Origin of the sequence: Dokdonia sp. 4H-3-7-5 (genome assembly GCF_000212355.1) — a bacterium.
Classification (GTDB): Bacteria; Bacteroidota; Bacteroidia; order Flavobacteriales; family Flavobacteriaceae; genus Dokdonia.
The window spans coordinates 2,822,197-2,846,929 of the sequence record NC_015496.1 but is presented as its reverse complement, the minus strand read 5'-3'; the positions used below and the strand labels follow the sequence as shown (position 1 = coordinate 2,846,929).

Genomic DNA, 24,733 nt, shown 5'->3' with positions numbered 1-24,733 from the left:
TGATTGTTGACTACAGATTACTCTGCTATTTTTGTAAAATTCATTGTGATATTAAATGGCTTTCCTTCTACGCTTACTGTCTGTGACATTTGTAATTGGTCTTCAGAAAGGTAAGAAAGTGCAACCCTAAAACCAGCATTAGTTTCAGACTTCATTTTGGCATCTGTTGGCTTCACAAGGATGTTATAATTCATATCATCACCCTCTGTATCTGGAATACTCCAAACGAAGTAACGTTTCTCCGTATCGCAACCTACTCCAGAAAGTTCGTAGTTTCCAAAGTTATTATTAGGGATAAAACGCCATGTACTTCCTTCCATACATTCTTGTGATGCGTCATTAAAAAGGTTGATATTAAAAGTTCCTTGACGATCATAACTTACTTCGTTAAGCGTCCAAGTTCCTTTAAGTGTTTTTTTAGATTGCTTTACCACTTGAGATGGTCCACAGCTTGCTATAGTAGCAACTAAAAGAACGAGTATTACTGATTTTATATAATTCATAATAATTAGGGTTAAATTAAAAAAAGCAACCTTTCGTAAATGAAAGGCTGCATTTTAAGTATGTTTAAATAGTCTTATCTCTTGAATAATCTACTTACTAAAGAAAGCAAGAAGAGTACAATAAAGATGAAGAATAATATTTTTGCAATGCTTTCCGCACCTGAAGCGATTCCGCCAAATCCGAAGACTGCTGCGATGATTGCAATGATGATAAAAATAACTGTCCAGCGTAACATAATATATTGTTTTTATTGATTAGTATGCTGTAAAAGTATTGGGATATGTCGCTTTATTTTTATTCTTTAGCAGCTTTTAACTAGGATCTGTTAACGATACGCCAATAATACTAGCAATCACTAATTTTTGCTTAAAATATTAACATGCTTGTTTGACCATAATGGGAAAACCCCTAACTATATTCTATAGTTAGGGGTTTGTAAAAATCTCTAATTAATTACTTAGTAATCTAGCAGCTCTTGAAGTGTAGTCGCTAATCGCTCCACAGGTAAGTACTGCTTCTCAAGTTCTGCATCAAAAGGAATAGGAGTATCTATACTCGCCACTCGTCTCACTGGTGCATCTAGGCTTTCAAAACATTCCTCCATAATCATTGCAGAAATATCAGACATTACAGATCCAAAGGCACTGTCTTCTGTAAGTAGTAACACTCTCCCCGTTTTACGTACAGAGGTAATTATTGCTTCTTTATCTAACGGCTGTAACGTACGCAAGTCTAGAAGATCTGCAGAGACATTAATACTATCTAGCAACTCAATTGCCCAGTGTACGCCTGCGCCATAAGTTATAATAGTTACTTGCTCGCCTTCTCTTACTAATGAAGCTTTACCTAGAGGTAATGTATAGTAGTTAGTTGGCACCTCTTGACGTATGCTGCGATATAATTTTTTATGCTCAAAAAACAGCACTGGATTAGGGTCTTCTATTGCAGTCGCTAGCAATCCTTTTGCATCTGCTGGAAACGCTGGATACACCACTTTTAAACCTGGTGTATGGGTAAACCACGCTTCATTAGTTTGCGAGTGAAAAGGACCTGCCCCCACACCAGCACCACAAGGCATACGTATCACCACATCTGCAGGTTGTGACCAGCGATAGTGTGATTTTGCGAGGTAGTTTACAATAGGATTAAAGCCAGAAGTTGCAAAATCTGAGAATTGCATTTCCATTAGTGCTTTTTTACCATTGATTGCAAGACCCATAGCAGTCTCTACAATGGCGCTCTCACATATAGGAGTATTGCGCACACGATCGCGACCAAACTGCTCCACAAAACCATCGGTGATTTTAAATACACCTCCATATTCGGCTACATCTTGCCCCATAATCACAAGATCATCATACTTCTCCATAGACTGTCTTAGTCCTTGGGAAATTGCATCAATCAAGCGGAGCTCTTCTGTGTCTTCGCTAGGCACGCTTTCGCGAAAGCTAAACGGAGCATATACATCCTTCATCTCAGTTTCTAGATTAGGAGTAATACTCTCCTCTGCATATGCCTTATCTAGGTGTTCTGTGATTTCCTCTTTAATAGAGACTTCATAAGCATCTTTTGTCTCTTGAGAGAGAATCCCTTCATGTATTAAGTACTTTTCAAAATTAAGTAGCGGGTCTTTTTCTCCCCATGCTTCCATTAACTCCTCAGGAACATACTTAGTACCACTTGCTTCCTCGTGACCACGCATTCTAAACGTTTTAAACTCTATTAAAACAGGTCGCGGATTGTTACGTATGTCTTCCGCTATTGCCAAAATTTTGGTATAAATCTCTAGAATGTTATTCCCATCAATGATGTGAGATTCCATCCCATAGCCTTTTGCTCTATCTGCAAGATGCTCACAATTATATTGCTCACTAGTAGGTGTCGATAGTCCGTAGCCGTTATTCTCTATACAGAATAGTACAGGTAATTGCCATACTGATGCAACATTGAGCGCCTCATGAAAATCTCCTTCACTTGTTCCTCCTTCGCCAGTAAAAACAGCGGTAACCGCATTCTCATTGCGCAATTTATGTGCAAGTGCAATACCGTCTGCCACGCCAAGTTGTGGACCTAAGTGAGATATCATACCTACAATATTAAATTCTTGTGTCCCAAAGTGAAAACTACGATCGCGTCCCTTTGTAAAGCCGCTCATTTTCCCTTGCCATTGTGTAAATAATCTATATAAAGGAATCTCACGAGTAGTAAAAACACCGAGGTTACGGTGCATAGGTAATATGTACTCTTCTGGCTTCATCGCAGCAGTAACTCCTACGGAGATTGCTTCTTGGCCTATTCCAGAAAACCATTTTGAAACCTTTCCTTGTCTTAGTAAAATAAGCATGCGCTCCTCTATTAATCGAGGTTTAAGCATTGCTCTGTATAGTCTAAGTAAGGTATCGTTATCTAAGGATGCTCTATTGTAAATAAAGGGTATGCTAGATTTTGTTGTAGTCGCCATTAGGTTGTTGTCTATTACCTCAAATGTAGCGAATTATAAGAACGAAAACGATATCGCGATTTTAATTTGATTTCGTTTCTAATTTACCGTTCTCTCTCTAGCATAAAATAGCCCATTAAGATACAAGTACCGTAATGGGCTATTAGTCTATATTCAAAAAACTCTCCTATTCAGGTGCTATGTATTCTTTATGAGTAAGTATCCATAGTTCAACTTCCTCATCCTCGCGCCAGTGTTGGTCACGTTTTGTCTCTTCTGAGGCTTTTCTAACTTTCTTCTTCAAACATTTTTCTAACTGGAACCTTCCACCTTTTTCAAGCTCTTGCTCTATAGGGTGCGTGTCTATTAGGTGTGTGATTTTTGCAAGGTTTGAAAATATGAGTACTAGTTTTCCATCAGGTAATAATGCCTCTTTTGCCTTAGCAAAAAATGTTGGGAAAAGATCTTCATTGTAATACATTGCCTCATCAATATTCTCAAGCTTTTGAGAAGATGGCAACCACGGCGGATTAAAAACAATAAGCTCAGTAGGCTTATTAAATTTACCAAAATACGGCGCATAATCCAACTCAATCTTACGCGAGAGCTTTGTGTCTCCCATAGATTCCTTTAAACCTATAATTGCATTGGGGTTAGTATCTGTACCAAATACTTTTTGAAAACCAGCCTGTACCATCTGTAATGATAACACTCCACTACCTATACCTACATCAATAGCCGTTTTCTTAGGGCCTTCATAACGCTTTAACCAGTTATCAAAAAGCTTGAGATGATCAAAACGAGTTGGAAAATATGTTCCATAATAAGGATGTACCTTATTACGCAATACAGGGATTACAATTCCATTTTTATACCACTGCCATGCACTATTAAGTCCTTGAACTTGAGGAAACGTAAGTAAAAAGTCTTCTGTTTTTGGATATAGTTTTGCAAACCAACCTATGGAAGGTGCTTTTTTTACAGCAAGCGCATGATTTACCACTTCTATCACAATAAAATTTGACATTCGGTGATACGCTTCACGGTGCGCACGCTGCTCTTCAAAAGAATCATTAGGCATTGTTCTGTCTAGATGAACCTTAAGCGCTTTAAGTAGCGTCAACCCATCACTATAAAATGCTGAGATTAACACCTCTTTTCCTTGCTCTAGTAATCTAATGGTGCGTTTTACATCTGTATCACGCTCAAAAGTACCTCTTCTCTTTTCAGAAGTAATAGGAGTCGGTCTATGTAATGGTATGTCTGTACTCATGCTGTTATGTCGTTTAGTATTGGGATTGGAACTCTATAATTATAAGTTGTAGAGAACATCCCATAATCAATTATTGCAGTGCGCGAAGATATAAACTGCTTTTTAAAGGTACGCTATTAAAACCCATCAATATAGGGCGATATAAGGCGATATAAAAAGTAATTGAAGTATTTAAGGGTGACTATAATAATGTTTCCGCCTTCGCGAAAATGTGAGTAAAAGCAGCTCAACTTTTTATAATAAAACACATAGTTGACAATCTCAAACTGTACGCTATTTCCATACTTTTGTAAGATGGTTATAATTATAGGAGCTGGATTATCAGGATTACTTACGGCATATCGATTACAAGAACAAGGGATTCCCTACACCATTCTCGAGGCGAGATCTCGCATAGGAGGAAGAATACACACACTTTACAATGAGAAGCAAGCTCCCGTAGAAATGGGCGCAACATGGTTCGGAGATTATCATACGGAGGTTGTTCGACTTTTGGAGGAGTTAGACATTCCTAGGTTTACACAGCACATGGATGCAACTGTTTTTTATGAGCCTGTGGAAAGCAATGGAGCACAGCAAGTAGAAATCCCACCACAAGCCGCAAGTTATAGAGTAGCCGGCGGAACATCTGCTTTAATCAATGCGATTTATGACAAGCTTGATAGCGCAAATGTATTACTGAATCAATCCGTAAAATCTATACGATACGTCAATAATAAAGTACAAGTTTTAAGCAAAAAAGCCTTTGATGGAGATGTTGTCGTTCTGGCACTACCGCCTAAACTTTGGGGTTCTCAAATCAATTTTGAGCCGCAGTTATCAAATAACTTAAGACTACTTTCATTACAAACCCAAACTTGGATGGAAGACTCCATAAAAGTGGCGATTACCTATCCTACACCTTTCTGGAAAGAAGAGCAAAAGCCTAGTACACTTTTTAGCAACATAGGCCCCGTAACTGAATTTTACAACCATGAAAATGTAGAAAAAACAAGCTTTGCCCTTTGCGGTTTTATAAACGCCTCTTATAGCAAACTGAGTAGTGAAGAACGTCAAAAGCTAGTTATAAATCAGCTGGTGAGTGTTTTTGGTAATGGTGCTCAAGAGTATACAGCATATCATGAATGCGTATGGAGTAAAGAGCCTCAAACTCATGTAGTATCTGAGAGTCCATTATTCCCGCATCAAAACAATGGTAATCCGTTGTTTCGTGAATCTCTATGGAATAACAGTTTATTTATCTCAAGTTCAGAAAGTGCAAAAGAGTTTCCAGGATATATGGATGGTGCAATTTCATCGGCAAATGAAACTGCTACCAAAATCATAAAAAAATTAAGCTTATAATCACCTGCCTGTTCGTCTTAGATAATTATACTATAAAATAAAGAGCAAAAAAAATGCGACTTCCTTAGGGAAGTCGCATTTTTTTAGTCGGTCGTACTTTATTAATGTACGGCTACTTTATTTAAAGCGTCTGCAATGATTGTTTCTCCTTTAATGATTTCAAATGTTGACTTATTAGCTACGTCATCATTTAATGTACGTACTAAGGTTTGTGCAACGTCATTACGGCTTATCTCACCTCTTTTATTCAGCTTTTCGGCAAGCTCTATTTTATTCGTTAGTTCGTTATCTGTAAGACTTCCAGGTCTTACAATAGCATAATTTAATCCGCTATCTTTAAGATATTCATCTGCATTATGCTTTGCTTTCAAGTAATCTTGTAACTCTTCTGCCTCAGATGGATTATCTGCTCCCATGGAGCTTAACATTACAAACTTCTTAATGTCATGCTGTTTTGATGCGTCAATCATTTTCTTTGCACCTTCTTGATCAACCTCTACTACTTTCTTTCCTCCAGATCCTGCTGCAAAAAGTACTTTATCGTATGATTGATTAAAAACGGGACTTACATCCTCTTCTAGATCTCCCATAACCGTATCTACTCCTTGTGATTCGAAAAAGCTTTTTTGCTCTTCTTTTCTCACCATTGCAATCGGGTTGAAATATTGAGATTCTTTTAATAAGTTAACTATTTTTTTTCCTGTGGTACCATGTGCACCTGCTACTAATATCTGTTCCATGACCTCAAGGTACGGGCTTACCGCATCTTTTGAAAAAAATGGGGCTCAGTTTAACTATGATTTAATAGTAATACGACAATATTTAAGTTATTCATTAAAGTTATTAACACTATGAGGAAACTTTTAAGAGTGCGCTTTCGCGAAAGCGTAACCCTAAAAAATCACGTCTTCACCCCTATTAACTACTGATAAAACCTATAGAAAATTCTTATCTTCGTAACACAACCCTAAAGAAGGAAAAGATGAATAATATACCAAGTGTAGATCTCGCAGATTTTTTAAGTGAAGATCCTAATCGTAAAGCAAAATTTGTTCAAGAAATAGGTTCTGCATATGAAGACATAGGATTTGTATCACTGAAGAATCACTTTCTAGATGACCAACTTGTAGACGGATTATATAAGAATGTGAAAGGCTTTTTTGCCCTTCCAGAAGATACTAAGAAAAAGTACGAAATAGAAGGTGGTGGTGGCCAGCGTGGTTACATTTCTTTTGGTAAAGAACATGCAAAAGGAAAGAAAGAAGGAGATTTAAAAGAATTTTGGCATTTTGGACAAGAAGCAGACGAAGACGCAAACCTTGCCGAAGCATATCCAGAAAACATTGAAGTAGCAGAATTACCTGAGTTCAATGAAAAAGGTATGGAAGCATATCGCATGCTTGAGAAGACAGGTATTTATGTACTTAGAGCGCTAGCGCTTTATATAGGTCTTGATGAATTCTATTTTGACCACTGGGCAAATAATGGAAATAGCATCTTGCGCCCTATTCATTACCCACCTATCAGTGAAGAGCCTAAAGGAGCAGTACGTGCAGGAGCACATGGAGACATTAACCTGATTACGTTATTAATGGGTGCATCTGCTGGAGGTCTTCAAGTATTACGTAAAGATGGAGAGTGGATAGACGCTATACCTAACGAAGATGAGCTTGTGATTAATGTAGGTGACATGCTGGAGCGCCATACTAATAATAAGTTACGTTCTACCATACACCGTGTGATTAATCCACCTAAAGAAGAATGGGGGACGGCTCGTTACAGCATTCCTTTCTTTATGCACCCACGATCAGATATGAAACTTAACTGTCTTGATGAGTGTGTAAATGAAGAGCACCCTAAAGCATTTGAGGATATCACAGCTGGAGAGTTTTTACACCAGCGCCTTGTAGAAATAGGATTGATTAAAGAATAAGTATGGACTTAGGAGATCAATTAAAGAATCTTTTTCCAGATCACACTCCGGAAAAAGATCCTATAGAAAATCTTGACATAGAAGATACGCTCTGGATTCAAAATGACCCACTCATTTGTAAATATGAGAAACGCAAAGGCAAACCCATTACAATAATTGAAGGTTATACTGGAGAAACATCAGACTTTAAAATCCTTGCTAAAGAGATTAAGGTCTTACTAGGTGTAGGAGGAAGTTTTAAAAATGAAAGTATTATCATTCAAGGCGATTACAGAGATCGCATCATGAGCTTTTTAAAAGAAAAAGGCTTCAAAACAAAGCGTGTAGGCGGCTAGTACATCTATTATTTAACCTGTTGCCATTTTAAAATATCCCTCCGTATTATGAAGAAAACGTTACACGTTACTAATGGTGACAGTCTTAATGACCGCCTATTAACTATGAAAATAGAAGGTGATTATGCAGTATGGAGAGAAATGCTTTGTGAGGGAAAAACCATAGTAGATCTTACGAGTAGCGCTTTTAGAAAAACACGTGTTGATTTTTTTAAAAACAACTACCCTGACCAAGCGGGAGATTATGATGAGAAATTTGGGAGTCAGCTAGCAATTATTGCAGATGCTCATCATTACGAAGAAATTATACTGTGGTTTGAATATGACCTTTTTTGCCATATTAATATGCTCGCCTGTATAAGTTTTATAAAATCTCGTGGATATAAAGGAAACGTTTATCTAGTATGCAGTGGCAGGATCTCTGGAGAAAAGGATTTATTTGCGCTCTCTCAATTATTTGAAAAGCAATTACTGAGTCATTATAATGATAAAGTGCTTCTCAATAATCATGACCTTTTTATTGCAGATGATTTATGGAGACTTTATTGTGGTAAAGACCCTCTTAAGTTGGATCCAAAAAGAGCCAAAGATTCTAATTTCACCTATCTATCTAATTGTATAAGCGCTCATAAAGAACGTTTTCCTAGTGTAATTACAGGGCTCAATACGCTAGAGACAAATATGCTTAGACTCATAAGAAAGTATAATATTAAAACACCACATCAATTATGTGGTTATATGCTCAATTACCAAGGTTACTATGGCTACGGTGATATACAAATCAAAAAAATGATAACTCGCATGTCTTCATTTTTTACGGACATAGAAGGTCGTCTTACCCTCACAGAGAAAGCAAATAACATTCTAGACAATTCATACAATGTTTTTAAAGAAATGAAGTACCCCTGCACATTAGGAGGTGCATCAAAATATGAATACGTTTATAAAAACGATAACCACCAACTTACAAAAGCTTAATACATGGCAATAGCACCATCAGAACTTATACTTAATCCAGACGGTAGTATTTACCACCTAAATTTAAGACCAGAACACCTTGCATCTACAATAATAACTGTAGGAGATCCTGACCGTGTAGATACGGTGACAAAATATTTTGACAGTGTGCGTTTTACAACACAAAAACGCGAATTCAAAACAAGCACCGGAACTTATAAAGGAAAAGAAATCACAGTTATTTCAACTGGAATAGGTACAGATAACATCGACATTGTACTCAATGAACTTGATGCGCTAGTTAATATAAATCTAGAAACAAGAGAGATAAATAAAGAGCACACTAGCTTAGATATTGTACGTATAGGTACAAGTGGTTCTATCCAGGCATACATTCCTGTAAACTCTTTCTTAATGAGCCGCTATGCGATAGGACTAGATGCCCTACTCCACTTTTATGATAGTAAACATGTACAGCATCCAGCAATCCAAAAAGCTTTTATAGAACACATGTCATGGGCACCAGAAAAAAGTGATCCTTATGTAGTGGCTTGCGATGAGCAACTTGCAGATAAATTTGCTTCAGACAAAATGGTCGATGGATTTACTGCTACAAATATTGGATTTTATGGACCGCAAGGAAGAGTGTTAAGACTTAAAACAACTGACGCTAACATGAATGACAAATTGGGAACTTTTTGCTTTCGCGAAAGCGCAACTAACAAAGAACTTAAGGTTACTAATCTAGAGATGGAAACTTCTGGAATATATGGCCTTGCAAAATTACTAGGACACCGTGCTGTGTCTCTTAATTGTATTATTGCCAATAGAGCAAATATGACATTTAGCGAGCAACCTACAGAGCAGACCGAAGCTCTTATCCAGTATACACTTGACGCGATTACTAAAGATTAATACGCTTTAGGTCAATATCATTTACTTTAAGAGGAGCATTTATTGCTCCTCTTTTAACATAGACTTAATCCTTTCAGGGTAGTGCTTTTGTACATTTGAGTAAATACCCTGAGATGATTAAACTTACCGACGATAATTATAGACATAGAGATTTAAACTGGCTTAGTTTTAATGAGCGAGTACTTCAAGAAGCTGAGGATGTTGAGAATAATCCGCTGTATGAGCGTCTTAAATTTCTAGCGATATATTCTACTAATCTCGATGAGTTTTTTAGAGTTCGCGTGTCACAGTTGCGCCAACTCAAAAGAGTAAAAAAAGAAATTAGAAAGCAATTATCCCTCAAACCAAATAAAATTGTAAAAGAGATAAAAGCTACGGTACATGAGCAGCAGCAACGTTTTGGTCACACGTTTAGAAAAGTGATTATCCCAGAACTTGAAAAGCATCATATCCACATCCTTACCTCAAAAACCTACACAGACAAGCATAAAATTCTTGCAGATGGTTGGTACACCTCTACCATAAGAGAACATCTTGATGTAAAAAAGGTTGACCTTGCAGCCAAGAATGATATTTTTCTAGAAGATCAGTCACTGTACTTTTACGTACTTTTTAAGGACAGCTCAAAGGTGGGATTTGTCACTATCCCTACCCATAAAGTAGATCGTTTTGTACACCTACTTAAAGATAATGGCGAGCACTATCTTACTTTTATTGATGACATTATTCATTATAAAATGGATACAATTTTTCCTGATGAGGAAATACGTGGGATTTTTGAAGTGAAAATCTCTAGAGATGCAGAGTTATATCTAGATGATGAGCTTGACGGTATTCTTGCAGATCGTATTTATGAATCCTTAAAGAGACGCCACAAAGGGCAGCCTACAAGATTGCTTTATGATGCATCTATGGATAAAGATGACGCAAAAAAATTGCGCAAGCTCTTGCGTGTAGGTAAAGTTGATATGATGCCAGGCGGTCGCTATCATAACTTTAACGACTTTTTTAAATTTCCGGATCCTACAGAAAATCCTGAGCTACACTTTAAAAAACAACCCTTAATAAAACATAATGCGCTCGAGAAAGCTACAGACTATTTTGAGGTATTAAAAGAACGTGATCATCTCGTACACTTTCCTTTTATGTCTTTTAATTATGTGGAGCGTTTTATAGAGCAGGCCTCAGAGGATAAAGATGTAACAGAAATAAAGATATCCTTGTATCGTGTTGCAAGTGAATCTCCACTTACTTCGGCGCTTCTTAAGGCGTTAGATAATGGTAAAAAGGTGTTCATCTTTATAGAAGCAAAAGCTCGCTTTGATGAAGAGAATAACATTACTTGGGGACGCACTTTTGAAGAAAAAGGAGCTACTGTTATTTATAGCTATCCACGTATCAAAGTACATTCAAAAATATTACTTGTAAAGCGCAAAGAGGAAGGTAAAAACCGCCGATACATTTATATAGGCACTGGTAACTTTAATGCAAAAACCTCAAAAATCTATGCAGATCATGGTTTCTTTTCGGCAGATAAGAAACTGGGCAAAGAATTAAACCGTGTGTTTAAAGTGCTAGAAGGAGACCTCATTGTACCTCGCAACAAGCATTTATTGGTCTCGCCTTTTACCACGCGACGCACTTTTGAAAAGCTCATCAATGATGAGATTGATTTTGCTCAATCTGGAAAACACGCAGAGATCAAGATAAAAATGAATAGCCTTGAGGATAAGGATATGATTAAATTGCTCTATAAAGCGAGTCAAGCCGGAGTAAAAATCACAATGCTTGTGCGCGGCTTTACCGCTCTTATCCCTGGAGTAAAAGGGCTGAGCGAGAATATCTATATGACTTCAATTTTAGATAGATATCTCGAGCATGGTCGCATTTACTGGTTTAACCATGATGGCGATGAGCAACTTTTTATGGGCAGTGCAGACTGGATGACAAGAAATCTGGATAGACGTATTGAAGTATTAGTGCCTATTACAGACGCAGATTGTCGCAAGGAGTTAAAAGAGATTTTTGACATTCAGCTCTCAGATAATGTCAAGGCTCGTATTCAAAATAAAGAAGAGAATAACGCTTTCGCGAAAGCAGAAAAAGAAACACCAAAAATTAGATCACAATATGCTATTTTTGACTATCTAAAAGCGAAGTACAATTAAGCATATGACTACAGTACGAATAGGTGGAGTACCAGAACATTTTAACCTTCCATGGCATCTTGCGATAGAAGATGAAATGTTTAAAGAACAGGGAGTAGATGTACAGTGGATAGATTTTCCAGAAGGTACTGGCGCTATGAATAAAGCTTTACGTGATAATGAGATTGATCTTGCGGTTATTCTAACTGGTGGGATCATTAAGGATATCGCAAATGGTAACCCGTCAAAAATTTTACAAATATTTGTATCTTCTCCACTGCAATGGGGTGTTCACGTTGCTGGCAGCAGCACATTACAAACTATAGAAGAACTTGAGGACAAAGTATGTGCAATAAGCCGCTATGGCTCTGGATCACACGTAATGGCTCACGTTCAAGCAGAACAAAGAGAGTGGAATACGGATGAACTTAAATTTAAAGTAATTAACACCTTGGATGGCGCTATTACAGCACTTACAGAAGGTACTGCAGATTATTTTATGTGGGAACACTTTACTACAAAACCTATTGTAGATAAAGGAGTCTTCAAGAGATTAGGTGATTTTCCTACGCCTTGGAGTTGCTTTGTGATTGCGGGTAGAGAAGATTTTATTGCTGAACATAATGACGCTATTAATGTCGTACTAGAAACCATCAATACAGTTTCGGCAGATTTTAAAAATATACCTTCTATAGACCGCACGCTTGCAAATAGATATGAGCAACAGCTAGAAGATATTCAGAAATGGCTCACGATGACCACTTGGTCTCAAGAGCAAATCACAAACAAAGAAATTGAGCGCATACAATCTCGACTAGCAGATTTAAAAATGATTGAAAATAAGCTCGAAGCGAGTCTCTTTAAAGCAACGCTGTAATATTTACTACATACTCACGCAACCTTTCCCATAGATATGCATCTATAGGGTACAAACTACACATTTTTTCTAATGACCATTTTTTTTAGTGTGATAGCAATCCTTATTGCTATCAATTTCCTGCTATTGCAATTTTCATGTAATGAAGTTACAGATCCTGAAGCAGAGGAAGAAGAAGAATAACATTCAACCTTTAAAGTAAACGGCGCTGAAAGCTAATTCAAATTTTCGGCGTCGTTTTTTTTTGTCTTAATCTACCATTCAATGGGAGCCTCTCCTTTACTCAATAAAATCTCATTTACCTTACTAAAGTGCTTATTACCGAACCAGTAACCGCGATTTGCACTTAGCGGTGATGGATGCCCAGAGAGTAGTATAAAATGTTTTGAAGCATCTATTTTCTTTCCTTTCCTTTTGGCAAATCCTCCCCAAAGTAGGAAAATAATGTTTTCACGCTTTCGCGAAAGCGTATCTATCACCACATCTGTAAAATGCTCCCATCCTTGTTTTTGATGTGATCCAGCCTCACCTGCTCGTACCGTAAGCGTTGCATTAAGAAGTAAAACCCCTTGAGCTGCCCATTTATCAAGATTTCCAGAAGCTGGTGTAGCTATTCCCACATCTGTTTCTAGCTCCTTAAATATATTCTTAAGTGACGGTGGATGAGCAATACCATCTTGTACAGAAAAACATAATCCGTTAGCCTGCCCTGCTCCATGATACGGATCTTGACCTATAATCACCACCTTAACCTTATCAAAGGGACAATGATCAAAAGCCGAAAAGATCTCTTCGCCGGGTGGATAACAGGTATGTGTATGGTACTCCTGTGTTACAAAATCTGTAAGAGATTTAAAATATGGCTTATCAAATTCTTCCTTGAGTTCTTGCTTCCAGCTTGCTTCTATTTTTACGTGCATTATCCGTATTTTTGTTAAGGAGTTTGTTCTTATTATTAGACAACCCAAAGCTATAGAAAAACAAAATAATTACAAGAGTCGTTTGTGGCTCTATTACGCTTTCGCGAAAGCGAGATCCCTATGATAAAGATCACTAGTAAAACATTACAAGATTTAGAGTTTGACACCGTATGTGAGCAAGTCTCAGAGCGCTGTACTACAGACAAAGGAAAGGCAAAGGCGCTAGCTATAGAGCCTTACCCTACTCCTAAACAAGCAATTTTTGGGCTTCATCAAACTAATGAATATCTCTCTTCTCGCACTGCAGATGCCGCGATACCTAATCATGGTTTTGATAGTCTTGATCATGAGGTGAAGTATCTTGCTATTGAAGATAGTACCTTAGAAAAAGGGAGTTTTAAAAAACTTTCTAGTATTTCTGAGACTGTAAATATTCACCTCAAATTCTTTAAGAAATTTGAGGAGCTCTACCCTACTTTATATAATACGGTAAGAGAGACAGAGTATACTACAGATATTATTGATACCATCACGCGCATTATTGATAAATACGGCGAGGTACGTGATGATGCAACACCTACACTGGGCACATTACGTAGAGCAATTAACCAAACTAAAGGACGTATTAATTCAAGTTTTGCTAGCGCACTAGGTCAGTACGCTGGATATGGATATCTGGACGATATACGAGAAACTATAGTAGATAATGTGCGCGTGCTTGCTGTTACTGCAATGCACAGACGTAAAGTTAAAGGTTCTATTATGGGAAGCTCAAAGACTGGAAGTATTACCTACATCCAGCCAGAAGCGACATTGCAGGCACAAAGAGAGCTTAATAACTTAGTTTTTGAAGAAGATGAAGAGGTAAAACGTATACTCAAAGAGCTTACAAATAGAATGCGACCTTATATTCCGCTTTTTGAAGAATATCAAGAGTTGCTCAGTGATATTGATCTGATTGCGGCTAAAATGAAGTACGCCGAAAAGATGAATGGCTTACTGCCTAAAATCACTACAGATCGCGAACTCACTATAAAAGAAGCCTATCATCCATTATTGCTTTTAAGTAATAATGCTAAAAAAGAAAAAACCTACCCACAAGATATTCATCTAGATCAAGGAAGCCGAATTATTGTGATTTCTGGACCTAACGCAGGTGGAAAGAGTATTACACTTAAAACCGTAGGATTACTTCAATTAATGTTACAAAGTGGAATGCTCATACCTGTACACGAGTATTCACGCATGTGCTTATTTGATAAAATCCTTACAGATATAGGTGACAACCAGAGTATAGAAAATCACTTGAGCACCTATAGTTATCGCCTTAAGAACATGAATTACTTCTTAAAGAAGTGCGATAAAAACACGCTTATCCTCATTGACGAATTTGGTACTGGATCAGATCCTGAGCTTGGTGGTGCACTGGCAGAGACATTTCTAGAAGTTTTTCACGAGCGCGAGGCCTTTGGAATTATTACCACGCACTACGCAAACCTCAAGATGATGGCAAATGAAACGCCAGAGATTGTAAATGCAAATATGCTTTTTGACGCACGCACGTTGGAGCCACTTTTTAAACTACATATGGGAGAAGCTGGTAGCTCCTTTACTTTTGAGGTAGCACAAAAAAATGGCATCCCCTACTCGCTTATCAATCGCTCAAAGAAGAAGGTAGAGCGTGGCAAAATACGTTTTGACAAGAGTATCGCAAACCTACAAAAGGAACGCAGCAAACTCTCAAAAACTACGAGTTCGCTTAAAGCGAAAGAACTACAAGCGGCAAAAGAAAAAGCACAGCTTGCCGAAATAAATGAGAAAGTACAAAGTAAGCTCGAGGCTTATCAAGAACTGTATGATAGCAACCAGCGCTTGATTTATCTAGGTACAAAACTAGATGGAATCAGTAAAAAATTCTACCACGATAAGAAAAAACGCGAACTCGTAGCAGAGTTTATGAAAATCGTACAGATAGAAAATAGCAAGCGTAAAAAACAAAGTGCTAAGCAAGCAAAAGCTGATAAAGCAAAAGAGCTTGCCACAAAAAAAGAAGCAGAAAAACATGTACAAGTAATACGCGAGAAAAAGAAGGAGGCTAAGAAAAAAGAACCCGAAGCAATGAAGCCAAAGGTGACTTTAAAAGAAGGAGATCGCGTGCGCATGTTTGATGGGAAGGCTGTTGGTGTTATTGATAACATAGAAAAAGGTAAAGCCACTGTAGATTACGGAATGTTTACTACAAATGTCTCTCTGGAGCAACTAGAACTTGTACAACGCAAGAAGAAGAATGCAAAATAAAAAAATTATCCTTTTTGACGGAGTTTGCAACTTATGCAACGGCGCCATCACTTTTATCATACAACGTGATAAAAATGATGTGTTTAGATATGCGCCTTTGCAAAGCGAGGTTGGCAAAAACCTTGCTGCAAAGCATCATATAGACCTCAATAAGATAGACTCTATTATTTTAGTTACAGAAGATAAAGCCTACTCAAAATCTACGGCGGCGCTTCGCATTGCAAAGCATCTTTATGGTGGATGGCCTTTATTGGCTGTGTTTTTAATTCTTCCGAGGTTTTTGCGCAATGCTGTGTATGATTTTATAGCCCGCAATCGCTATAAGTGGTTTGGTAAAAAAGATGCTTGCATGATCCCTACTCCTGAGCTTAAGAGCAAGTTTTTAGATTACGAACAGCCACAATAGCTCGTTCACTCATTAAGATAACCCACTCGCTCAATAGCTGTTTTATTTCCAATGGTGTGCTTATAGATTTGACCAACTATAAAAATCACACCAATGAAAAGAACTACATTATTACTCGCCTTATGTTTTATGAGTTACGCTTTCGCGAAAGCGTCTTCTACCCCACCACAAACTAAAAGTACTAACCTATCAAAAGTAACTGTCTACTTAAGCGGCGCACAAATAGAGCGTACTGCGGATGTTATGGTTACAGAGGGAACAAATAGCTTTCTATTTGATAACCTCTCAAACGATATTGATGAAAGTAGCATCCAGATTTCTGGCTTAAAAAATACCTCTATACTCTCTATTAACTTCGGAATTAACTATCTCACAGAACAACTTAATACGAAGAAAGTAGACAGTCTGCGAAGTTTAAAAACCAAACTTGAGACAGATATCCTAAAGCTCAATAGCCTCATGAATGGTTTACATAAAGAGGAAGAAGTAATTACAGCCAACCAACGACTAGGTAGCAACACCACAGAAATAGATCTAGCTAAAATCAAGGAACTATCTACTTACTACAGAAAACGAGTAACCGAAATCAAAAATGCTATTCTCGATGCCGAAATTGAAAAAACAAATTTACAGCGTCGTGTAAATGACCTCACGAAGCAATTTAATGAGTTTAATGTCACAGAAGAAAAAAGTAAAGGACAGATTACTCTAAAACTTAATGGTGAGCAGCGAGAGACTTTAAAACTTAAAATCACCTATAATGTAAGCGAAGCAGGTTGGTATCCAGAATATGACTTAAAAGCAATTACTACAAATGCACCTTTACAATTATCTTATAAAGCTCATTTATATCAAAAAACAGGAATAGACTGGGATGATGTGAATCTTGTATTATCAACAGGAGATCCTAACACTAATAACCTTAAGCCAACTATTGACACAAAGTACTTACGTTTTGTAAATCGTAATTACCGTAACAATAGTAATGCTACGAAGGCCTACAACTATAAATACAACCCAACTATTAAAACAATCACAGGTATCGTGACTGAAACTAATGGACCACTACCAGGAGCAACTGTAGTAGTGAAAGGAACAACAAACGGGACGCAAACTGACTTTGATGGAAAGTACACACTGCAAGTAAACGAAGGAGAAACGTTACAGTTCTCTTACGTAGGATTTAAAACTTCAGAAATTCCCATTCATGCGAGTATTATCAATGCAAACCTAGAAGCAGATAATGCGCTGGAAGAGGTAGTTGTTGTCGCTTATGGAACATCTGGGTCTAAAAGGGGGCAATCACCAAAACCTGCAAAGAAAGAAGATTATACACTTAATGATATTCTTTCAGGGAAAACTTCAGGTGTGGCTATAAATAACGCATCAGGTTTGGCTGGTGGCTCAACAAATGTTGTAATAAGAGGCTATTCATCTATAAGTTCTAGTAATCCCCCATTATTTATTATTGATGGAGTTCCGTTTAGTTCTCAAAAATCAATTAGAGAAATCAATGATATAGATGCTAGTAACATAAAAGATATAAAAGTAATCAAAGGTCTAAGCGCTACATCGATTTATGGCGCTAAAGCAAAAAATGGAGTGGTAATCATTAAAACCGAGAATGGATTTGAGAACTCAATATTAACAGCCACTGGAGACACCAAAACAGAAGGAATCACCACCACTACTTTTGAAATCAATAAGAAATACTCAATTGACTCCGACGGAGATGTGACAGTTATAGAAATTGATAAGTTTGAGGTACCAGCAACCTATGAATATTTTGTCGCTCCTGCTATTAATGAAAATGTATTTCTTACAGCTTCTATAAAAGACTGGGTGCGTTATAGTTTACTTCCTGGAGAAGCAAATATCTACTTTGAAGGCAGTTTTTCTGGTAAGACGTATATCAATCCGCTAGAGACAACAAAGGAGTTGTCTGTATCACTTGGCGTAGATCCAAATATCGTCGTAAAGCGCAAACAACTAGATAACTTTAAGTCAACTTCATTTATTGGTTCGCAACGCATTGTCGATATGGCGTACTCAACAACAGTGAAGAATAATAAAAGTACAGGTATCAATCTAAAGATGGTAGATCGTGTTCCTGTATCTCAAAACAAAGAAATCAAAGTAGATGATATCGAAACCTCTGATGCAACTTATGATAAGGATACAGGTTTGCTTGAATGGATAATAAAACTTGCGCCATCAGATAGTTCAAAAAAGGAATTCAGTTATGAACTAAAATATCCTAAGCATAAAAGAGTAAATCTTTAAAACCTACAAGAAGGTCTTCGCACTGTACACAACAAATTGCAAATGTATGATTCATTTCACATTTTAGCGAAAGCGTGAACGCCTATGAATACAGCACATAACAGTATTTTTTCATTTTTGGCACGCTGATTGCAAACTATCTAACAAGCGCATACCGAAAGACGGTAACGTATAAACCCTAATACTTTTAATATGAAAAAGCTATTACTCGCAGTATTGTTCCTAGGAGGAATGACTGCACAAGCAAACACAGTGACAGATCTCGATCACACTATAGAAAAAGGGAAACGTTACAACCAGCCACAGTCTATCACATTTACAGAACGTGGTGTTGAATTTGAAGTTTTTATAAATGGACAGTTTGATTTTGCTCGTTCTGGAGAACGTTTTCAAATTCGCAATCAAGGTCGCAGAGGATATGCTAAAAGTACACCAGGTACAACTTACGGAGTGAGTTTTCCATACAGAGGTAACAGCTTTGTAAAATATGATCGTCGCGGAGACATCTATCAAGTAGGCCGTAATGTCATAAACTATAACCGAAAAGGAAAAGTAAATCAAATAGGTACTGTTGCACTTCGTTATGAAAATGGCAAACTAGCTCGTGTAGGCGACATGCACGTTATTTATAACAGAAGCGGCCGTATTGTAAAGCTTTCAAGATTTGCACGCGGAAACAACGCACCTTATAAAGCAAATAAAATAAAAGTGAATACTAAAAATAATAAGCGTCTCAGAGGTTAGAGATAATCCCGACGATGACTAAACGATAACTTTGGTTGGTTTTTTAAAGCCTCGGTCTGTTTCATTACAGACTGGGGTTTTTCTATGGAATAAATTAATCTCTCTTTTTAACGATGTTGAGTACTTTATCCATAGCAATATTGATCTCCATAGATAGCTTGAATACGTAAGAAATCAATAAATATCCTATAGTAATAAGCGAGCCTTTTAAAGCAATTGCTACTACTGGGTTTAAATTAAAATCCCAAAAATAGCAAAGACAAAACACACCTATAATCAGCCCAAATATCTTAAGCGAATTCTTTGAAAATGGTTGCATTTTAAATTTAGATTGTACCACAAGAAGCTTAGCAACAGAATATCCTACTGTAGCAATAAGCGTAGCAACTCCTGCTCCATTAATCCCTAATGCTGGAATCAAAATCATATTCAATATAATTGCTACAATCACGGCAACCACACCTATTACTAGCACGATGCGATAATAATCGCTATTAAAAATGATTGCATTGTTGATCCCAAGGCAGTTATCTAATAGTTTTGAAGCGCTTATAAATAGTACCACATACAGGCCAGTAGCATACTCTGGACCTACGAGTAAGTACAAGCTTTTAATGTTACAAACGATAAGGAGAAACAACAAACCAGAAATTACCAGCAAACTCAAGCTACTCTTTTTATATAGCACACTCATCTCACTCCACTGTTTTTTATTAAGCATCTCTGCCACCATAGGATACGTAATCTGATGCATCGCTCTAGAAGGCACACCAATCACCGTAGCGATGTAAATAGCAACAGCATAGTAAGCCACATTCTCTATCGCCACATACTTCCCTATCATAAACTTATCGATATCTATAAGTAAAGTCGCTACAGATCCCGCGATGATTATAAGTGTAGAATATTTAATAATTGAAGTACGTTGCACATCAAGTTTTGAAGTGGTATTCGCACGCTTTCGCGAAAATGTGATTAACGGCCTACGCTGCTTGAAGGCATACACCATCATGATTATCATTCTAACTATATAAATTACGACTGTTAGAATTATAAAGGTATCTACATCAATTGCAGATATTGCTAGTAAAACAAGTAGCAGTGTAACCCCTAAGCGATGAAAAACCTCTTTTAAGAAATTACCAAATGTACTCTTGAGCTGCACCTTTGACCAAGAAAAGAAAATCTCAAAATACGCCGAAGACAACGCTATGATGAAAATATACCAAACATAACCAGCAACAATCTCATTTTTTGACGAAAGGAAATCTGCTATTTGTTGATGTAAGAAATAGGTGATTCCAGTAAGAGGTATAATTAAGAATAATGGCAATAACAGCATCCAACTCAAAAAGCGATCTTGATCTTCTCCTTCAAAAGAAGAATAAAACTTTACCATCGTATTTTGAACACCAAAAGCTAGAAACGGCACTAAAATAAAAGCCGTAGAAAGAATAAAGCTCACTAAACCATAATACGTATCGCTCATGAAATTCACGTACAGAAACAACGTATTTACCGCTCCTAGTCCAAAGCCTAAGTAAGTCGTTATAAGATTCTGAAAAGATTGTTTTAATACAATTCCCACGTTATGACATTATAGATGCGCTATTAAATTACTCAGTTGTGCTGTGAGTTCTCTCCTATGATACTTAGCTACTTCGTTTTCATTACTAGCATACTTATAGCCACCAGTAAATAAATCTTTAATTACTGTTTTTAACTTTTTTTCCTGACTGTAATCTACAAAACTGCCTGTCGCTGTTTTTTCTATAATAGCTCCTAGATCTGCTCCTTCAGGACCTATGGCAACTATAGGTCTTTGTGCGCTTAGGTATTCAAAGAGTTTTCCGGCAATAATGCCTTTTGTTTTTTCGGCATTGATTTCTATAAGAAGTAGGGCGTTTGCTTGTTCTTGTAAACGCTGTGCTTCTTGGTGACTTACATAACCTACAAGGTTTAATTGTGACTTGAGACCTGCTGCCGTTATTTCGTCAATGATTTCTTGACTTACTTTCCCTACAAGTTGTAATTCTAGCGCTTCAGAAAAGGCTGGTAACTCATCACTTAATTCTCTCAACACCTTCCACAACAACTGCGGGTTACGGTCTGAGAGTAAAGAACCAATGTGAGATAATATAAATCGCTCTGTAGGTTTATATCGTGTGATTACTCTATCATCAAACCCGTTTGTGATAACCGTAATAGGTCTTTCGGTAATCGCTTGAAATTCTCTTTTTGTTCCAGGACTGGTTACAATTATATGATCTGCAGTGGTAAGTACTTGCTTTTCTAACTGCTTGTGACGCGCTTTTGTTTTGGCGGTCATTCGCAATTTATCGTGATACCCAATAGTCGACCACGGATCTCTAAAATCGGCTAGCCAATTAAGGCTAGGCTTCCAGTTTTTAAGTTGGTTCCCTATGAGATGTAGGCTGTGTGGTGGTCCTGTAGTGATGATTTTTTCAATATCGTTTTCTTCGATATATTTCTTCAAAAACGTTACAGAAGGTGCTACCCATCCTACTCTAGCATCAGGTACAAAAAAATTACCACGCACGTAGAGCATCGCTTTTTGCAACAGACTCTGCTTTCCTTCTTTGGGTAAAATACCCGATGAGATGGTTTTAGTTTGCTTTCGCGAAAGCGTCCCCGCCCACCCATACGGCTCTTTAATAGGTTGTTTAATCACGGTCACCTTACCTGAAACCTCAGCAACCAAAGAATCATCTATAATAGGGTAACTAGGATTTTCGGGAACATAAACTATAGGTTCTATGCCAAATTCTGGCAGGTACTTTGTAAACTTGAGCCATCGTTGCACGCCGGGACCACCAGCAGGCGGCCAATAATATGCGATGATGAGTACCTTGTTATTCATTAAGCCTGTGCTTCTGTATAACGGTTTTTTACCGTGTAGAATATTCCTCCGGCAACTAGTAAGAAAAGTAATAAACTACTGCCTAGCATAATCATCCCTCCCGTTTTTACCACTTGTGGCTCAAAAGTCATTACTACTTCGTGAGTGCCTGCAGGTACTTTTATGCCTCTCAAGGCATAGTTTACTGGCAAGATGCTAGTCTCAACACCATCTACCGTGGCAATCCATCCATTTTTGTAATAGTTCTCTGCAAAAACCATAAAGCCATCGCTTCCATTTTCTACTTGGTACACGAGTTTGTTAGGTTGCACCTCTTTAGTTTTTACCACAGCCGTGCTATCACGTTGCGGCTGAAAGTTTCCTAATTCCTCACGATATTCTTCACGGATGAGTACTGTATTTTTTGTGTCTACTTTAGTGAGACCATCAAACTCTGCATTATAATCTGGTACATACTGTATCTCATTTACAAACCAAGCTGGACCGTTTGTTTCGGGGTTTTTACTTATTTTCATACCCTGCTCGCTGTCTTGAAGGATGTATTTTACATTATACATATTAAGCACCTCGGTATTCCCTTGAGCAATCTGCTGATTGTATAAATCATCTATCGTACGCGGTTGAACGGCAGAATATCCGTTAAGCGAATTGAAATAGTACGAAGTATGGCTATTATTAAATCCTCTCGCAAGATCAATCACACGAAAGTAGCTATCATCCTTTTTGATTTCTTCATCGATAGGAGTAATCTGGAAGTTCTGATCATACTGTCGCTGGGTGATGAAGTTTTCTTCATTTACAGAACGTCTATCTACACCTACAAGGTCAAAAACTATGAGCGCACCAATGGTGATTATTGCGATATTTTCTGAAATCTTTTTCTTGAGTGTTAACCACAAGGCTACACCTATAAAAAACACAAATAATAAAGACCTCAACACATCACTTTTCAATACAGCAAGTCGATCTTCTTTTATGGCATTTAATATTTCTGGTTGCTCGATGGCCATCTGTCCTTCGGCGGCAGAGCGTAGGTTAAATAAGCTTCCGCTAAAAAGGTAGAGTACCACAAAAAGCCCTGCTAGCGAACCTATAGCGATAAGTAACTTCTTTTGCTTTTCGGCTTGATCTACGCGGTCATAAAAGAATCTGTGCAAGCCTACCATTGCTGCAATAGGTAATAACAACTCTAAAATTACCTGTATACTCGTAACCGCTCTAAACTTATTGTACAACGGCACATAGTCAATAAAGAAACGTGTAATTCCTTCTACGTTCTTTCCCCAACTTAATATTAGGGAAACGATCATACCTGCAAGTAACCACCAGCGCAATCTTCCATTTACTAGAAACAGTCCTAATAATGCAAGTGCAAAAACAGTTACTCCAAGGTATGGAGGAGCTTCTACAAATGGCTGTTCTCCCCAGTATAATCTCGTTCCTTGAGCATAATAACTTACTTCGTTTGCAGGAACTCCTAATGTGCTTAATTTTTTCGCGAAAGCGGAATCACGACCCAAATCGGCAGCGGTACCAGTTCCCATAAAATCTGATGCGATGAGATTGAGAGACTCTAGCTTACCGTAGCTCCACTGTGTGATATAATCAAAACCAAGACCGTCTTCTACGGCGTCTTTGGCAAGGTCATCTTTTAATAATTGCTCGCCACGTATACTTGTCTCTGCATACTCTGCAGTAGCAAGTAAGGTGGTTGCGTTTGTAGCGAGACCTAATAATACAGCAATTACTAGTATTCCCGAAGCTTTGAAGAAATGTGGAAGTTGTTTTTTCTTGATAGCATCTATGAGGTATGCAATCCCTAAAATCACACAAAGCAACCCTAGATAATAGGTCATCTGGTAGTGATTAGCCTGTATTTCTAGTCCCATTGCAACGGCAGTGAGTAAAAATCCCCAGAGATATCTTTTTTGATACGTAAGTATAATACCCGCAAGAACAAGCGGGAAATACCCGATGGCGTGCACCTTTGAATTATGCCCTACGCCTATAATAATAATGAGATACGTAGACAGACCAAAGGCAAGTGCGCCAACTACGGCGAGCTTCCAAGGGACGCGCATCACAAGCATTAATGCATAAAAGGATATAAAATATAGAAAAAGATAATCTGCCGGGCGTGGTAAAAAGCGAATCACACGGTCCAACTTATCCATCATATCATACTCAAACCTCGCTCCCATCTGATAAGTAGGCATCCCTCCAAAGGCACTATTAGTCCAGTAAGTCTCCTCACCCGTCTCTGCTCTAAAATCTCGATGTTGCTTTGCCATCCCTTCATAGAGCTTGATATCATTTTGATAAATGCGCTTTCCAGATAACACCGGATTGAAGTAAACCAGCGCCACGACTATAAAGCCAAGTACAACTAGAATATGCGGAAGGAATTTTTTAAAATCGATGTTCATAGGTGTTAAGTCAATAGTCGTTAGTGGCGGAGCCTTTCCGTTCTTCAAGG

General features: G+C 37.7%; 20 protein-coding genes. 11 read left to right on the top strand and 9 right to left on the bottom strand.

Features of this window, described 5'->3' with window-relative positions; translation table 11 throughout:
* Positions 1–17: 17 nt before the first annotated feature.
* From KRODI_RS12650 to KRODI_RS12635, 4 genes are all read right to left on the bottom strand, one after another.
* Positions 18–503: a lipocalin family protein gene (locus KRODI_RS12650; RefSeq protein WP_013752005.1), complete on the bottom strand. Its 486-nt coding sequence runs from the start codon at positions 501–503 to the stop codon at positions 18–20.
* 74 nt (positions 504–577) lie between these two features.
* Positions 578–739 carry a DUF1328 domain-containing protein gene (locus KRODI_RS15470; RefSeq protein WP_013752004.1) on the bottom strand — a complete coding sequence of 54 codons (162 nt, stop codon included), beginning with the start codon at positions 737–739 and terminating at the stop codon, positions 578–580.
* Between the two features lie 222 nt (positions 740–961).
* On the bottom strand, positions 962–2,965 hold the full coding sequence (locus KRODI_RS12640) for a thiamine pyrophosphate-dependent enzyme (RefSeq protein ID WP_013752003.1): 2,004 nt from the start codon (positions 2,963–2,965) through the stop codon (positions 962–964).
* Positions 2,966–3,131: 166 nt separating this feature from the next.
* Positions 3,132–4,217 carry a methyltransferase gene (locus KRODI_RS12635; RefSeq protein ID WP_013752002.1) on the bottom strand — a complete coding sequence of 362 codons (1,086 nt, stop codon included), beginning with the start codon at positions 4,215–4,217 and terminating at the stop codon, positions 3,132–3,134.
* Positions 4,218–4,511: 294 nt separating this feature from the next.
* Between KRODI_RS12635 and KRODI_RS12630 the strand changes: the two genes are divergently transcribed.
* On the top strand, positions 4,512–5,561 hold the full coding sequence (locus KRODI_RS12630) for a flavin monoamine oxidase family protein (RefSeq protein WP_013752001.1): 1,050 nt from the start codon (positions 4,512–4,514) through the stop codon (positions 5,559–5,561).
* 101 nt (positions 5,562–5,662) lie between these two features.
* Here KRODI_RS12630 and KRODI_RS12625 read toward each other — a convergent pair whose 3' ends face one another.
* Positions 5,663–6,301 carry an SDR family oxidoreductase gene (locus KRODI_RS12625; RefSeq protein WP_013752000.1) on the bottom strand — a complete coding sequence of 213 codons (639 nt, stop codon included), beginning with the start codon at positions 6,299–6,301 and terminating at the stop codon, positions 5,663–5,665.
* A gap of 242 nt (positions 6,302–6,543) precedes the next feature.
* Here KRODI_RS12625 and KRODI_RS12620 point away from each other — a divergent pair, with 242 nt between their 5' ends.
* From KRODI_RS12620 to KRODI_RS12595, 6 genes are all read left to right on the top strand, one after another.
* Positions 6,544–7,494 carry an isopenicillin N synthase family dioxygenase gene (locus tag KRODI_RS12620; RefSeq protein WP_013751999.1) on the top strand — a complete coding sequence of 317 codons (951 nt, stop codon included), beginning with the start codon at positions 6,544–6,546 and terminating at the stop codon, positions 7,492–7,494.
* 2 nt (positions 7,495–7,496) lie between these two features.
* Positions 7,497–7,829, top strand: a complete 333-nt coding sequence (locus KRODI_RS12615) for a translation initiation factor (protein WP_013751998.1) — start codon at positions 7,497–7,499, stop codon at positions 7,827–7,829.
* A gap of 48 nt (positions 7,830–7,877) precedes the next feature.
* Positions 7,878–8,807: a hypothetical protein gene (locus KRODI_RS12610; protein WP_013751997.1), complete on the top strand. Its 930-nt coding sequence runs from the start codon at positions 7,878–7,880 to the stop codon at positions 8,805–8,807.
* Between the two features lie 3 nt (positions 8,808–8,810).
* The gene (locus KRODI_RS12605; protein WP_013751996.1) at positions 8,811–9,701 is read left to right on the top strand and encodes a nucleoside phosphorylase; all 891 of its coding nucleotides are present in this window, start codon (positions 8,811–8,813) and stop codon (positions 9,699–9,701) included.
* A 113-nt stretch (positions 9,702–9,814) separates the two neighbouring features.
* Positions 9,815–11,869, top strand: coding sequence for a polyphosphate kinase 1 (ppk1, locus tag KRODI_RS12600; protein ID WP_013751995.1), 2,055 nt, complete (start codon positions 9,815–9,817; stop codon positions 11,867–11,869).
* A gap of 4 nt (positions 11,870–11,873) precedes the next feature.
* Positions 11,874–12,725 carry a substrate-binding domain-containing protein gene (locus KRODI_RS12595; RefSeq protein WP_013751994.1) on the top strand — a complete coding sequence of 284 codons (852 nt, stop codon included), beginning with the start codon at positions 11,874–11,876 and terminating at the stop codon, positions 12,723–12,725.
* A gap of 254 nt (positions 12,726–12,979) precedes the next feature.
* On the opposite strand, the gene KRODI_RS12590 is transcribed toward KRODI_RS12595, so the two are convergent.
* Positions 12,980–13,645: a uracil-DNA glycosylase gene (locus tag KRODI_RS12590; RefSeq protein WP_013751993.1), complete on the bottom strand. Its 666-nt coding sequence runs from the start codon at positions 13,643–13,645 to the stop codon at positions 12,980–12,982.
* A gap of 120 nt (positions 13,646–13,765) precedes the next feature.
* Here KRODI_RS12590 and KRODI_RS12585 point away from each other — a divergent pair, with 120 nt between their 5' ends.
* The 4 genes from KRODI_RS12585 (at position 13,766) to KRODI_RS12570 (ending at position 19,376) form a co-directional block, all read left to right on the top strand.
* A complete protein-coding gene (locus KRODI_RS12585) occupies positions 13,766–15,943 on the top strand; it encodes an endonuclease MutS2 (RefSeq protein ID WP_013751992.1) in 2,178 nt (725 codons plus the stop codon).
* A complete protein-coding gene (locus KRODI_RS12580; RefSeq protein ID WP_013751991.1) occupies positions 15,933–16,349 on the top strand; it encodes a thiol-disulfide oxidoreductase DCC family protein in 417 nt (138 codons plus the stop codon). The genes KRODI_RS12585 and KRODI_RS12580 overlap by 11 nt, the downstream gene beginning before the upstream one ends.
* 93 nt (positions 16,350–16,442) lie before the next feature.
* The gene (locus tag KRODI_RS12575) at positions 16,443–18,632 is read left to right on the top strand and encodes a DUF4139 domain-containing protein (RefSeq protein WP_013751990.1); all 2,190 of its coding nucleotides are present in this window, start codon (positions 16,443–16,445) and stop codon (positions 18,630–18,632) included.
* 192 nt (positions 18,633–18,824) lie between these two features.
* The gene (locus tag KRODI_RS12570) at positions 18,825–19,376 is read left to right on the top strand and encodes a hypothetical protein (RefSeq protein ID WP_013751989.1); all 552 of its coding nucleotides are present in this window, start codon (positions 18,825–18,827) and stop codon (positions 19,374–19,376) included.
* Between the two features lie 94 nt (positions 19,377–19,470).
* Here KRODI_RS12570 and KRODI_RS12565 read toward each other — a convergent pair whose 3' ends face one another.
* Genes KRODI_RS12565 through KRODI_RS12555 form a run of 3 tightly spaced genes read right to left on the bottom strand, consistent with a single transcriptional unit; the run spans position 19,471 to position 24,731 of the window.
* The gene (locus tag KRODI_RS12565; protein WP_013751988.1) at positions 19,471–20,964 is read right to left on the bottom strand and encodes a lipopolysaccharide biosynthesis protein; all 1,494 of its coding nucleotides are present in this window, start codon (positions 20,962–20,964) and stop codon (positions 19,471–19,473) included.
* 9 nt (positions 20,965–20,973) lie between these two features.
* Positions 20,974–22,257 carry a glycosyl transferase family 1 gene (locus tag KRODI_RS12560; RefSeq protein WP_013751987.1) on the bottom strand — a complete coding sequence of 428 codons (1,284 nt, stop codon included), beginning with the start codon at positions 22,255–22,257 and terminating at the stop codon, positions 20,974–20,976.
* The gene (locus KRODI_RS12555) at positions 22,257–24,731 is read right to left on the bottom strand and encodes a YfhO family protein (RefSeq protein WP_013751986.1); all 2,475 of its coding nucleotides are present in this window, start codon (positions 24,729–24,731) and stop codon (positions 22,257–22,259) included. The genes KRODI_RS12560 and KRODI_RS12555 overlap by 1 nt, the downstream gene beginning before the upstream one ends.
* Positions 24,732–24,733 lie beyond the last annotated feature (2 nt).